Raw genomic sequence first — 13,572 nt, 5'->3', positions numbered from 1 at the left:
GTTTGAGAGGGATGAGGCGATGCACATAACAACATTGAACATGATCGTAAGGGATGCCGTTTTCGCTGGCGTCGACGTCCTGTCTAACGAGCATGTTGCATAAGACTTCGCTGGCTTGCAGCGACCTCGTCAACATCAGCCAGCCGTGATAGACGAGCCACGATGCCTCAGAGGTGAGGAAAGCGCCACCCCGGTCGAATCCGATCTTCCGAGCTGCTTCAAAGTCGGTCCTGGATCGCGGAAGGGATGTGAAGTGGTGGATTCTGATCGGATCGACAAGCTGATCAAAGCGGTGCCCCCTGCCTTGGCGCTTCGCGCCGGGCTGGACCTTGGCATCTTCACCCGGCTCGGTGACAGCGCCGTGACCGCTGACGGCCTAGGGGCCGCGCTCAAAGTCGAGCCCGATCGCCTGTCGCGCCTCCTCTACGCGCTCGCCAGCATTGGTCTCCTTGAAGTCAAGGATGGTCAATTTCGAAACGGAGCCGAAGCGTCGGCTTTCCTCGACGCGTCCAAGCCGACCTATCGCGGCGGCGACCATGCGCTCCTGCGCGAGCTCTGGGGAGCCGACCTGCTGACCGCAGAGTCGCTGCGGCAGAACCGGCCGGCTGCGCTGCACGATTTTTCCGAAGCGGGGCCCGAGGCCGCGGCGGCCTTCAGCCGCATGCTCGCACCGGGCGGGGTGATTTTCGGCCGACATCTGGCCCGGGAGATGGACCTCTCGGCGATCGGTTCGGTGATCGACATCGGCGGGGGCGCCGGGACCATTCTCGTCGGACTTCGCGAGCGGCGGCCGCAGATTGCGGCGACGCTGATGGAACTCCCAACGGTCGCAGCGGTCGCGCCGGATATCCTGTCAGAATACGGTGCCGACGACGTGGTTGTCGAAGAGGGGGACATAACTGTCGCGCCATCGAAAAATCGGCACGATCTGGCGATCCTGAAGGCCGTCGTCCAGGTCCTTCCGCCGGACCAGGCGCGCAGTTCGATCCTGAACGCGGCGCGTTGCCTCACACCCGGAGGCGAGATCGCAATTGCGGGGTGGGGTGTCGTCGATGACGACCGCCTCGGCCCGTCTGAGGGTGTCTTCCTGAATCTCACCTTCTTGAACCTCTATCGCCACGGCGAATCGTACACTGAAGGTCAGTATCGCGCGTGGATGACCGAGGCTGGATTCCGGGATATCTCCAGGTCGCGCCTGACGGACGGCTGCACCTTGTTTCGTGCGCGCCTCAAAGGCTGATCGTGGCTGAACGGTTGGTTTCGGACGCAAGGCCCTCCGAGGCGCCCCGCCGTTGCGGGCGAGAGTCTAGAGCGGAACATTAGGGCTCTCTAACGGGTTCTAGATGTTGGCGATTTTCGAATCCATCATGGGCACAGCAATGGCAGTATTGGCGTTTGAGACGGTCTATCTTTTCGGCCTGACGGGGGGACGACTTGTTAGGCGGGGTCGTGTCGATGGTGGCGTGCTTGCTGCTTTTCAACGTTATGACGAAGGATTGCTCAAACCCATAGGCGCGCGTGAAGCTCCTGCGCGGCGAGCCCAAGCTACGCCATGCGTTGGTGCAGGATTTTCGGGAAGAATAAGGGCCAACGCCTGCTCCCGCCGTCGCTGGTACATCCGCAGTCGACGGCGGGTGCCGGATTCAAAGCTTGCACCGGCCACTGCGGGAGGTCCCGCGCTAGTGAATTTACATCCAACATCAGCCGTCACTCAATTAAGGCTAAGTGCGGTGGTCATCATCCTTTCAGGGGGCTTTACCGGTCCCGTGCCATCGAATGAACAGCCCTTGCCGACGCCATCGAGATCAGGAATATAATCAGCATGTTATACTTTGCGTACCCAAGCCGGGAGTGCTATGAATGCGCTCTGACCGGGATGGAGCTTTCGCACCCGGCAAGCTGTGGAGCTTGTTGGAAATGCTTCAGATAGATACCAACCTTCTTGTGAAGGGCGTACATCGACTTCGAGAAAACATGGAGGTCGCAAAAAACGACCCGTCGCAGTTCAGCGACAAATCGGCGGATATGGGTTTACGATTCTGGATCGGGCAGCTTGCCCCGGAACTTGAACGGCTTGACCTTCGCCAATCAGCAAAGAAACTTTCGTACGTAGACAGGTCGCTGACATCGGCGGTTGCAGTGCCAACGGATGTCTATGCGAGGTTCATATCTCAGCAGATAGAGGATTTTCGCGAACGTCTTTTTGATGAGCTGGAGGACCGCAAAATCTATTGCATGTCCGGAAAGCAGTCGGACTATCTTACTAACGCCGTGCATGGATTCGGCCCGGAAGTTGCGGCTGCGTTTCCCAATGTTGAGTATGACCTTGAGGAAGCTGCCAAGACGCTTTCGTTCGAGCGCGGGACCGCGACCGTATTCCACCTCATGAGAGCAATGGATCTCGCCCTCACCGCGTTGGGAGAGAAGCTGTCGGCAACCGTTCGGGACAAGGATGGAAAGCCCCTGGTCTGGGGCAAGATCATAGCGAACTGTCGTGGGAAGATTGAAGGCATGCCGGACGACGACGCGAAGGATGCGTGGGATTCGGCGATGAGCCTTCTCTTTCATGTCAAAGAGGTCTGGCGAAATACCACCATGCATCCGATGCAAAAATATACGGTGGAGGAGGCTACCGAGGTATTCGAGGCGTGCCGTGCATTCATGAGGCGGCTAGCTCCACTCGTATGAGCGGTTGTGTCTTCACGTGCCGATCTGGTAAATCGGATGGATGGGGCTCGCTAATCCACAAGCTTTGGTTTCTACGCTGATCGGCTACGACACCGAACAGGAGTGGTTTGAATTCAAGAAAGACAACGTAAGTCCAGACGATGTTGGCGAGTATATATCTGCCCTAGCCAATTCGGCCATGCTGCACAACAAAAACAAAGCTTACATGCTCTATGGGATTAGGGACAGCGATCATGCAGTGATTGGAACCAAAGTCCGCCTTGAGACGGAGAAGGTCGGAAACGAGGTGCTTCTCAATTGGCTGCACAAGATGCTTACGCCTACCATCCACATCGGCTTCAGCCATTGCGAAGTCGACGGTAAGCGTGTCGAGATCATTGAAATAGGACCAACTTACGATAGGCCTGTTCTATTCAAGAACGTCGAGTATATAAGGGTAAAATCGTCGACTAGAAAGCTGAAGGATTACCCTGAGAAAGAGCGAACACTCTGGCAGCTGACCTCCAGGTTCTCGTTTGAGGATGGTCTTGCGGCATCTAATTATACGAGGGACCAGATATTTGCTGAATTCTATTGTCAGCGTTTGGCAAGGGCCATCTACTCATCAACAGCCTTGACTGACATAAACATCCTAGAAAATCTGCTGTCCGATGGGCTTATCATTGATAATCTTCAGGGCGGATATGACATAACAAACCTGATGGTTATCGCAGCAGCCAAGGACTTGAGTCGCTTTCGTACGGTGGCGCATAAGTCGCCTAGAGTAATTATCTACAAAGGAACAAACAAGTTAGTTGGGCTGGATGACGTAACCGGGAAGTACGGGTATGTCATTTCGTTCCCTAAGATACTACAATACATAAATGAAAAGATATCCGGGAAGGAGATATTCTTACACGGTATACGGAAGAGGGAAACGTTCTATCCCGAGATATCTATCCGAGAGTTTGTAGCGAATGCCCTAATCCACCAAGATTTCATCGATGCCGGCTCCGGCCCTAAGATTGAGATCTACGACGACAAGATCGAGATAACCAATGTGGGCGAGTCTTTGGTAACTCCGATCAGGATGATTGATGCGCCTTCAAAATCTCGAAACGAGAAACTGGCAGGATTGATGCGCAAAGCAGGGTTCTGCGAAGATCGCGGGAGTGGGGTTGACCGCGCCTGCTGGGCGATTGAGCAGGCCATGCAAGCGCCTCCGATGTTTCAAATTATCGAGGGCTCGACAATCGTCACGATGTATAAGCGCACGGATTTCGGATCGATGACAAAAGAGGACCGGGTGCGCGCTTGCTATCAACATTCGGTGCTATGCAAACTGGACGGTTCGCCAATGACGAATAGCAGTCTACGGCGACGGCTAGGGCTGAATTCAAACCAATCGTCGGCGGTGACCAACGTCATAAACGACACGATTGCAGCTGGCTTTATCAGGCCGCTGGACGAAGATCAGGGCAAAAAGTTTGCGAAGTACCTGCCCATCTGGGCGACATAAATCTTATTTCACGCGAAAATCACGAAAACTGGAAACCTGTTATTTTTCAATCGGTTGTCTTTTTTCTGGCTAGCAAACGGGCCATCGCGCGCTCAAAGTCAGCGCCTGTTTCGTCCGCCTCTAGCTCCCGAGCGGCTTCCTTAAACCGCTCGGATTGCTCTTTCTGACTAAGCTTTCCGGTCTTTTTTCCGGGCGGCTTTCGGGCGGTATTTGGACGGTCGCCAGACGCCATAGGGTGCCTCACCTTGCACTAGTCGTTTCATAGGTCAGGCGCTTGCCGACGACACCATCAAGGATGCGAGCGGCCCGCGCTTCGTCGTTCACGCCAAGGGCTACGCGCTGATTGTGGCGGAAGTCAAATTCGGCGAGGTAGCGGTGCAGGTGCTTCTCGGCACAATGCTGGTAGGTGCCGCGCATGCCACGCTTGAACACCGAGAAATAGCTTTCGATGGTGTTCGAGTGGATGACAGCGCCGCCTTCGTAGCGGACGTACTCGCCGCCAGTGTGCTTGACGCTATCGTGAGCGGCGAAGTGGTCCTTCATGCCGTGATAGAGGTTGCTCTCGTCGGTGTAGAGGGTGCTTTCGTGGTGGACGTTCTCAGTCACCAGCGCCGCGACATTGACTTTGGTCGCCTGCACAACATGGAAGGTACGGACGTTGCCGCCGCGCTCGACTAGGCCAAGGATAGCGCGCTTGTTTGACGGGCCAGTCTTGCCGCTCTTGGTGAAGGGCCGGCCCTTGGTAGTCATGGTGCGCTTCTCTTTGGTCGGCCCGTAGTAGGTCTCGTCGGCCTCTACGATCATGCCGTTCCCGCCAAGCGGGCCAAGCTGGCCGTCCCGCATGGCTTCCCGGATGCGATGCGAGATGAACCAAGCGGTTTTCAGGGTCACGCCAAGGGTGCGGTGAAGCTGATTGCTCGAAATGCCCTTCTTGGACGAAGCGATAAGGAAGATCGCCTGTAGCCAATGGTTGAGCTTGACGTGGCTGGCTTCGAAGATGGTGCCGATCTTCACGGTAAAGGGCTTGCGGCACTGGTAGCACTTGTAGGTGCCAATGCGGGTGCTCTTGCCTTCCATCTTGGAAATGCGTTCCACGCCACCGCAATGCGGGCAAGTCGGGCCGTTCGGCCAAATCCTGGCCTCTACGAACTTGTAGGCGGCGGCTTCGTCGTGAAAGTGGCGGTCTGAAAGCACGGACATCGGTCTAACTCCTTATGGAATCAACCTATTCCGATTGCGTGGGTACGTCAAGTATAATATGCGGAATATAATCCTTCGTTGCGGCGACCCCTTCAACGGAGATCGCCATGCCTCAAAAGACCCTTTCCGACACCCTGGCAACCCGCGAGACCATGTATGTCAATTGCGGGCACCGATGTGCTGCAAGTCGACAAAGCTCGATATCCAGGCACTGATCGACAGGCTGGGGCCGGATCACGGCTCGATGCATTGGGATCTCGTCAGTCTCTTCGGCTGCTCGGATTGCAATGCTGCCGGCTGCGGTCGGCGCCGGGTGTTCTTCACCGTCATTCCTGACTATGAGGGTATCCAGGCGAAGAGCAATCACGACTGGAAACCGACTTTCGAACGATAGACGACGGCATCGGCCGTTGGAACGCCCCATCCGGCTCAGCGAGAGGCGCCAAGACGCGCGCGGGACGCTTTGCCGGTATTAGGACAGCGGCCCGCAGAAACGCTCGCTTTGCGAGGCTCTAAATGGAAACATTAAGGCGAGCGGCCCAGCGGCCAGGGCGGGGGTGGGATTTTTGACCGCCGGGCCTAACCAGCAAACAGGGTTCGCCGGCTGGCGAATTATAGGCGATTTCATGCATCCTTGAAATCTAGCGATGCGGCTCGGACCTACTTCCATTGCGGGTGCCGCCTACCCCCAATCTCCAAGTTGATCAAACGACACTTGCTTCTTAGCCTACCAAAATGCTGGGGCTCGCCGCTTCGCAAATGGAGCAGCGAGGCTTTTTGTGCTTGGGCCCGTGGAGATCACGCCGAAGGTGAAGAGGCGCTAGGGTTGCCCTCGACGCTAACGTTCAGGTGACATGCCCGCGGGTGCGGGGTTGCAACCCGCGATGAGCATCCCAACATTGTGCGGCGGACCTACTGTCCGAGAGATTTTGCTGGGAATATCGCGCTGCTTTGTTGAGTGAAGATAGTGAGAAGTCTAGCCCGCACCACCACCGTGATTGCATCGATAGCTGTGGCTATCGTGCTGACCTTTATGGCAGCAAAAGGATTTGAGCTATCGGCGCCAGATCCGATCGTGGCTCATACCTTCGAGAGGAACATTTGAGGGGCCGAGGCGCTACTCTAGGTCGCTGACGTCCTCAGCCTCAGCCCGGCGCAGCCGCCATTCTCAGCGACGGACTCGACGCGGCGGGCATGACGCCGGCCACAGGGGCGGACACCAGGACGCGCGACGCGCGCCTTTGCAGAGGATTTCTGACGCGCCTCCCGTGTCCCGCCAGCGCGCGTTTCGGTGAAGCGATGGCGGGACCGCGTAGCATGAAGTGTCGGCGTCGGCCCGGTTGACCGGACATCTCTGCCGCCGCTCTGGCCGCAGCGCGCCGGCACGGGCGTGCCGCCCTTCAGTGGTGATGGGCGGAAACGCTCTTGACGTATTCGGACACCATTTCCCTCGGTGCCGACTGACTGACGTCGCCGACGCTAAGGATGCCGACCATCCGCATATTCTTGTTGATCACAGGCAACCTGCGGATTTTCAGTTCTTCCATGTGCCGTACGGCCTTAGCCAGATCGTCGTCTTCGCGGCAGCAGTGAATGCCGGTCGTCATGACATCGCGCGCCGTTGCCGTGCGGCCGTCGAAACCATCGTCCGCCAGTCCTTTGCAGACAATATCGCGGTCGGTCACCATTCCGATCAGTCGGTCGTTCTCTCCAATGGGAATCGACCCGATATCCTGGGCTCGCATCATTTTCGCCAGTTCGGTGACATCGGTTTCGGGGCTGACCCAATCGACACCCTTATGCATAGCGTCTTTGACTTTCATGGCGGACCTCCCTTGCTGGGTTGGTGAATGTCCCCCTGTCCCATTTTAACGCGGGCGGGGTTTGACTGCCAGAGGCCATCATCCAGACCCGCGTTTTAAGATGGTCATCGGTGTCGCCGATGACCATTTTTTGCGGTTTGGTTGTCATGCGTCCATTTCCAGCCAACAGAGCCGCTTAGTGAGATCATGGCGTGGCGAGGAAGACCTCCGCCATCTAACGCACCAGCGGTCGGCAAACCCGGCTGGCTCTATTCGGTATTCCATCGTCTTAGTTCCTTGCTCTCAGCAGAACCTTGGCCGCTTCGAATCGTACACTGAAGGTCAGTATCGCGCGTGGGTGACCGAGGCTGGATTCCGGGATATCTCCAGGTCGCGCCTGGCGGACGCTGCACGTTGTTTCGGGCACGCCTCACGGGCTGATCGTGGCTGAGTGATTGGTTTCGGACGCAAGGCCTGCAGGAGATTAGCCTGATCTTGTGGGGCGGCCTATGGCAACACAATGTCGGTCTCACTGACGCGCGCTGCATACAACGCCACTGCCGCCACAGAGTGCATAGGCGCAGGACTGGTCGGTGCGCCTGGCAGAGGCCGCACACAAGCTGCGTGGGATCGGGGTAGCGTGCCGCTATTCGGTCTTGGCCGGCACTTCTTTCTTTATGGTTTGAGTGTCCGCAGCCTTCGACATATCGGCCTTCTCGACGCTCGCTGTTTTCTGCGTGTCGACCGCTGCCTGTACCTTCATATGCGCCGGGCAATCCGCAGAGGCGGCGGATACGGACAGGGTCAGCGCGGCGGCTATTGCGAGGAATGTTTTCATCGTCTCCTCCTCAATCGTTGAAGACGTAGCGTAACCTGTCTGGTGCCGACCACAAAATCACATTTGCCCCGGGGTGGGAAAATAGGTCAGGCCGCCACAGCGCATACCGCCTGACAATCCAATGTGCACGCAGCGAGACTCCCCGAGGTGAAGCATTGCTGAAAAAGCCCAGAAGCCGTCCTGCGCATTTGTCGCCGAAGATCGGCCCTCCGATCGGCGCATTTCGAGGCTAGCAACATGGTTTTTAGCGGTTTTGGCAGCTAAGTGTTTGATTTTGTTTGGCTGGGGAACCTGGATTCGAACCAGGACTAACGGAGTCAGAGTCCGTGGGTCTACCGTTAACCTATTCCCCAGCAGGCGCGGTCATGAACCGCGAGGGCCGAGCGGCTGAGCCGCTTGAGCGCTGCCTTGTAGCCGCCAGCGGAAAATAGTCAAGCCTGCTCGGCAGTTCAATTGGGGCAATCGCAGAAGTTTCTGCTGCCCCTCATCCGCCTGCTGGAACCTTCTCCACGTGAACGGGGAGATGCCCGGTGGCCACGCCTCAGCTCTCGGTCCGGCTGAACTGCGAGCGTTCGAAGAACAGCACGATACCGAGGCCGAGGAAGAGCGGGATGATCAAATAGAACAGCCGGAACACCAGCAGCGCCGCCAGCACGCCGACCGGATCCATGTCGGACAGCCCCGCCAAGAACACCACTTCGAACACGCCGAGCCCACCCGGCGCGTGTGAGATCTGCGCGATCGAGAAGGAGACAAGGAAGACGCCGAGCACAACGAAATAGCCGGGATTGTGGGCCACGGGCAGGGCGAAGAAGATGATCGCGGTGGCGGCCAGCAGTTCGATCGGGCCGATCAACAGCTGCCGGGCGACGATCGGTAGCGCCGGATAGTGCAACTGGAAGCTGGCGATCTTCAGCGGGCGCAGATGCAGCCAGCTGCCGAAGATATAGGCGGTGACGAGCAGCAGCATCAAGATCCCCGCCGCCTCCGACAGGCCGTGATGGGCAATACCGGAAAACCGGTCGAGAATCTCAGGCTCGAAGACCAGCACAAGGCCGGAGGCGAGGATCGTCGACAGCACGAAGGTGATCCAGCAGATCGCCACCAGGATGCCGACATCCTGGCCGGTCAGGCCCCTGGTGCCGTAGGCACGGTAGCGGATGACGGCGCCCGAGAACACCGAGCCGCCAATGTTGTGCGACAGCGCATAGGTGGTGAAGGAGCACAAAGTGACGAACAGCCACGACACCTTCTTGCCGATATGCAAGAGCGCGATGTGGTCGTAGCCGGCGAGCGAGGCATAGGCGATGACCGAACTCAGCGCGGCAAGGATCCAGCCACGGGCTGGAATCGCGGTAATGCCGTCCCAGACATCGTCGAGCGAGATGCCGCGCAGTTCGTGCCAGAGCAGCAGCAGCGAGAAAATCACCGCCGCTATGCCGACGACCGGCCAGAAATAGCGCCTCCAGTTCATTGCCTGACTGCCATGCGTTACCGATCCGTTTCCTTTTCTGTCGAGAGGCCGGTTGCGCCGGATTCTTCCGCTCATTTCAGAAATGCCTCATTGAAGCCGGCTATTCAACCGCCAACGCTTTTCGCGCCGGCGGCTGGCGGATTTGTCCGCGTCGAGGGAGGCTGGAAGGGGCGCCAGCCGGGATTGCGCCTACCAATCCAGGCTTGCGGGTATATTGCGCGGCGCGGCCGCAATGGCGGTTCGCGCGCCCAGCCGGCAAAATTCGGCCAGCGGCTCTTGGTGATCGGGCGCGGCACTGTTAGTCTGGCGGCAACTTAAAACACGTCAAAGCGCCTGCTGCGTCCGTTGTCGGTTCGCGCGGCGCCGGAAGGAACGACAGTGGAAGACCGCGACACCGGCGCCGGGGCGCCGGAGGTGGGTGCGTCCAACGCTTCCCCAGGGCCAGCTGGCTCGTGGCGGCAAGGCCGCCCGACGGAGTCCCGCTCCGCCGGCGGGCAGGCGGGCGACGCTACCAATCCCCAGAAGGGCAAGCCGAAGAAGCGGCGCAAGCGAAGGCGCGGGCGCAAGGTTTTTGCGCGCGATGAAGCGCATCGCACAGAGAATCGATCGCCTGTGCCCGGCACCCCTGCGGCGGCGGAAACGGCCAAACTGCCCGATTTGGTGGTCCTGCCCGCCGCTGTGCCGGCACGGCACGAACAGGGCACCCGTCGGCCGCCGCTGCAGGAGCTTCCCGTATTTGCGGCGCTCGACCTCGGCACCAACAATTGCCGGCTGCTGGTTGCCGTGCCGACGCGGCAGGGCCAGTTCCGCGTCATCGATGCCTTTTCGCGCATCGTCCGGCTGGGCGAGGGGCTCACCGCCAATGGCCGGCTTGGCCAGCCGGCGATGGACCGCGCGGTCGAGGCGCTGAAGATCTGCGGCGACAAATTGCGCAACCGCAAGATCCGGAAGGCCCGGCTGATCGCCACCGAAGCCTGCCGCTCGGCCGAAAACGGCGTCGAATTCCTCGATCGCGTCGAGCGCGAGGCCGGCCTGAAGCTCGAGATCATCGACCGCCAGACCGAGGCACGGCTGGCGGTTTCCGGCTGTGGCTCGCTGGTCGAGCGCGACACGCAGGGCGTCGTGCTGTTCGATATTGGCGGCGGCTCGTCCGAAATCGCGCTGATCGACCTCGCCGGCCGCCGTTCGCCGCGTCTCGCCAACCATATCGTCTCGTGGACGTCGCTGCCGGTCGGCGTCGTCTCGCTGGCCGAGCGTTTCGGCGGCCGTACGGTGACACGCGAAATCTTTGCCGCCATGGTCGACGATGTCGCCGGCCGGTTGGCCAGCTTCGACGGCCGTGATCGGTTGAGCCATCTCAAGACTAGCCCGAATTTCCATCTGCTCGGCACGTCGGGCACGGTGACGACGCTGGCCGGCGTCCACCTTGACCTCGAACGCTATGATCGCCGGCGTGTCGACGGGCTGTGGATGGACCGCGACAGCGTCGACCGCATGGTCGAGAAACTGGTCGGCTGGGATTTCCAGCAGCGCTGCGCCAACCCTTGCATCGGTGCCGATCGCGCCGACCTGGTGCTGGCGGGTTGCGCCATACTGGAAGCGATCCGTGCGGTGTGGCCGTCGGAGCGACTGCGCGTCGCCGACCGTGGCCTGCGCGAGGGCATATTGAGCGAGCTGATGGCCGATGACGGCGTCTGGCGCAACGATGGGCGCAGCAGAGCATGAGCCCGAACCGAAGAAATAAGCGATGACCAAGAAACCGGAAAAACCAGGCTCTGCCAGCATTCGCGTGCTGAAGACGCGGATCAAGAAGAAGAGCGGCCTGAAGGAATCGTCGCGCCGCTGGCTGCAGCGCCACATCAACGATCCCTATGTCCAGCGTTCCAAGGCGGATGGCTATCGCTCGCGCGCGGCCTACAAGCTGATCGAGATCGACGACAAGCACCATCTCCTGAAGCCCGGCATGAAAGTGATCGACCTCGGCGCCGCTCCCGGCGGCTGGTGCCAGGTTGCCGCGGCGCGCACGAAATCGACGGCCGACAAGCCGCATGTCGTCGGCATCGATTATCTGGAAATGGATGCGGTGCCCGGCGCGCCGGTGCTGTTGATGGATTTCCTCGATCCGCTGGCGCCGCAAAAACTGGCCGAGGCGCTGGGTGGGGATCCGGATGTGGTGCTGTCCGACATGGCGGCACCCACCACCGGCCACAAGAGAACCGACCATATCCGCACCATGCATCTGTGCGAGGTGGCCGCCGATTTCGCGCTTTCGGTCCTGAAGCCGGGCGGGCATTTCCTCGCCAAGACCTTCCAGGGCGGCGCCGAAAACGAACTGCTCTCCATGCTCAAGCGCAACTTCCGCTCGGTCCATCACGTCAAGCCGCCGGCGTCGCGTGATGAATCGGTCGAGCTTTATCTGCTGGCGAAGGACTTCAAAGGGCGAGAGGCCGGTCCGCCGTCAGGCGGATCGGAACGTCCAGTGGACGTTCCGAAGGCCTCGAGCGCCCGCCGCGATAGCGAAGGGCAGGGGGACGCCGAAACTTGAGCCTGAGCCAGCCGCTTCAATTGCCGGGTGGGCTCGCCGTTTCCAGCGTCTTCGGTGTGGTCAGCCGGCCATGGCCTGAGACGGCGTTGCCGGCATCGGGCGCCAGCCGTATGAACGACAGCGACGCGGCGGCGGAAATCGCGGCGACGACGAAAAACGCGGTGTGAAAATCCGCCAGCGTCAGCGACCTGTCATTGAGGGTCGTCGACACTTCCAGGATGCCGCCCGCCACCGCCACGCCAAGCGCGATCGAAAGCTGCTGGGAGACAGCCGCAATCGGCGTCGCCTTGCTGGTGTCCTCAGCCGAAACCTCGGCGTAGGCAAGTGCATTGACGCCGGTGAAGAACATCGAGCGGATGAAGCCGCCGACGAGCAGCATGGCAAGCATCAGCAGATAGGGGGTCTCGGGGGTGAAAAAGCCGTTGATGGCGATCGACGCCGCGGCGACCAGCGAGCCGGCCACCAGCACGCGGCGGAAGCCTGCGACGCGGAAGATCAGCGCGGTGACGAATTTCATGCCGATGGCACCGATCGCCGAGACGAAGGTGATCATGCCCGACTGAAAGGGCGTCAGTCCGAAGCCGATCTGGAACATCAACGGCAACAGGAACGGTACGGCGCCGATGCCGATGCGGAACAGTGAGCCGCCGAGAACCGAAGAGCGGAACACCTGGTTGCGGAACAATTCGAGCGCGAGCAGCGGATTTTTGGCGCGGCGCGCGTGCAGCAGATAGAGCGCGCCCGAAGACATGCCGACCGCCACTGTGACGATGCCGACGATCGGCGGCAGATAGGGCAGGCTGACCACCGACAGGCCGAACACCACGCCGGACGCCGCCAGCCCGCTCAGCACGAAACCGATGAAATCAAGTGGCGGGTTCGCCGTCGGTTCGGTCTCCGGCAGGAAACGGGTCGCCAGCCAGATGCCGATCAGGCCGATCGGCACATTGATCAGGAAGATCCAGTGCCAGGTGAAATAGGTGGTGATGAAGCCGCCGACGGGCGGCCCGACCAGCGGCCCGACCAGCGCCGGAACGGTCAGCCAGGACATCGCCGCGACGAGTTCGCTTTTCGGCGTCGCGCGCACCAGCACCAGTCGTCCGACCGGCGTCATCATGGCGCCGCCAATGCCCTGCAGGAAGCGCGACACCACGAAGGCCGGCAGCGAACCGGAAAGCGCACAGGCGATCGAGCCGACGATGAAGACCGCGATAGCGGCGCGAAAGACATTCTTGGCGCCGAAGCGGTCGGCCATCCAGCCACTGATCGGAATGAAGATCGCCAGCGACACCAGATAGGCCGTCAACGCCAGCTTGAGCGCGATCGGGCTGGTGTGGATGTCGACGGCAATCGCCGGCAGCGATGTGGCGATAACCGTCGAATCCATGTTTTCCATGAACAGGGCGACCGCCAGGATGAGCGGGATGGTGCGATTCAAGGAACGCGTCCAGACTTTCATGTTGCGTTGCCGATTGCATGTCGGCCTTGAGGCGGGCGGTTACCATGCCTTCGCCGGGATGTCGCATT

At 60.0% G+C, this 13,572-nt stretch carries 11 protein-coding genes and 1 tRNA gene; 6 read left to right on the top strand and 6 right to left on the bottom strand.

Translation table 11 applies throughout. The annotated features are described in order from the left end of the window. Positions 1-253: 253 nt before the first annotated feature. The 3 genes from ACFSOZ_RS08570 to ACFSOZ_RS08560 all read left to right on the top strand — a co-directional run bounded on the left by ACFSOZ_RS08570 (position 254) and on the right by ACFSOZ_RS08560 (position 4,186). A complete protein-coding gene (locus ACFSOZ_RS08570) occupies positions 254-1,240 on the top strand; it encodes a methyltransferase (protein WP_379095966.1) in 987 nt (328 codons plus the stop codon). A 620-nt stretch (positions 1,241-1,860) separates the two neighbouring features. Next, complete coding sequence (locus ACFSOZ_RS08565; protein ID WP_379095963.1) at positions 1,861-2,688, top strand: hypothetical protein; 828 nt, start codon at positions 1,861-1,863, stop codon at positions 2,686-2,688. A 40-nt stretch (positions 2,689-2,728) separates the two neighbouring features. Next, positions 2,729-4,186 (top strand): ATP-binding protein, encoded by a 1,458-nt coding sequence (locus ACFSOZ_RS08560; protein ID WP_379095960.1) that lies wholly within the window; start codon positions 2,729-2,731, stop codon positions 4,184-4,186. A 240-nt stretch (positions 4,187-4,426) separates the two neighbouring features. Here the strand turns inward: ACFSOZ_RS08560 and ACFSOZ_RS08555 are convergent, their stop codons facing one another. After that, positions 4,427-5,386, bottom strand: a complete 960-nt coding sequence (locus ACFSOZ_RS08555) for an IS1595 family transposase (RefSeq protein WP_379095958.1) — start codon at positions 5,384-5,386, stop codon at positions 4,427-4,429. A gap of 175 nt (positions 5,387-5,561) precedes the next feature. Between ACFSOZ_RS08555 and ACFSOZ_RS08550 the strand changes: the two genes are divergently transcribed. Then, positions 5,562-5,780: a hypothetical protein gene (locus ACFSOZ_RS08550; RefSeq protein WP_379095955.1), complete on the top strand. Its 219-nt coding sequence runs from the start codon at positions 5,562-5,564 to the stop codon at positions 5,778-5,780. A 1,006-nt stretch (positions 5,781-6,786) separates the two neighbouring features. On the opposite strand, the gene ACFSOZ_RS08545 is transcribed toward ACFSOZ_RS08550, so the two are convergent. From ACFSOZ_RS08545 to ACFSOZ_RS08530, 4 genes are all read right to left on the bottom strand, one after another. Beyond that, positions 6,787-7,209: a CBS domain-containing protein gene (locus ACFSOZ_RS08545; protein ID WP_379095952.1), complete on the bottom strand. Its 423-nt coding sequence runs from the start codon at positions 7,207-7,209 to the stop codon at positions 6,787-6,789. A 625-nt stretch (positions 7,210-7,834) separates the two neighbouring features. Continuing rightward, complete coding sequence (locus ACFSOZ_RS08540) at positions 7,835-8,026, bottom strand: hypothetical protein (RefSeq protein WP_379095949.1); 192 nt, start codon at positions 8,024-8,026, stop codon at positions 7,835-7,837. A gap of 279 nt (positions 8,027-8,305) precedes the next feature. After that, positions 8,306-8,379, bottom strand: a tRNA-Gln gene (locus tag ACFSOZ_RS08535). A 188-nt stretch (positions 8,380-8,567) separates the two neighbouring features. Then, on the bottom strand, positions 8,568-9,500 hold the full coding sequence (locus ACFSOZ_RS08530; protein WP_379095947.1) for a lysylphosphatidylglycerol synthase domain-containing protein: 933 nt from the start codon (positions 9,498-9,500) through the stop codon (positions 8,568-8,570). Between the two features lie 378 nt (positions 9,501-9,878). Between ACFSOZ_RS08530 and ACFSOZ_RS08525 the strand changes: the two genes are divergently transcribed. Together ACFSOZ_RS08525 and ACFSOZ_RS08520 are read left to right on the top strand one after the other, a co-directional pair. Then, positions 9,879-11,225, top strand: a complete 1,347-nt coding sequence (locus ACFSOZ_RS08525; RefSeq protein WP_379095944.1) for a Ppx/GppA phosphatase family protein — start codon at positions 9,879-9,881, stop codon at positions 11,223-11,225. A gap of 22 nt (positions 11,226-11,247) precedes the next feature. Beyond that, positions 11,248-12,045 carry an RlmE family RNA methyltransferase gene (locus ACFSOZ_RS08520; RefSeq protein ID WP_379095942.1) on the top strand — a complete coding sequence of 266 codons (798 nt, stop codon included), beginning with the start codon at positions 11,248-11,250 and terminating at the stop codon, positions 12,043-12,045. A gap of 16 nt (positions 12,046-12,061) precedes the next feature. Here the strand turns inward: ACFSOZ_RS08520 and ACFSOZ_RS08515 are convergent, their stop codons facing one another. Next, on the bottom strand, positions 12,062-13,483 hold the full coding sequence (locus tag ACFSOZ_RS08515) for an MFS transporter (protein ID WP_379095940.1): 1,422 nt from the start codon (positions 13,481-13,483) through the stop codon (positions 12,062-12,064). Positions 13,484-13,572: the final 89 nt, after the last annotated feature.

Origin of the sequence: Mesorhizobium newzealandense (assembly GCF_042682145.1) — a bacterium.
Lineage (GTDB): Bacteria > Pseudomonadota > Alphaproteobacteria > Rhizobiales > Rhizobiaceae > Mesorhizobium > Mesorhizobium newzealandense.
The sequence above is the reverse complement of the archived record's forward strand: the minus strand, read 5'-3'. Positions and strand labels throughout refer to the sequence as shown.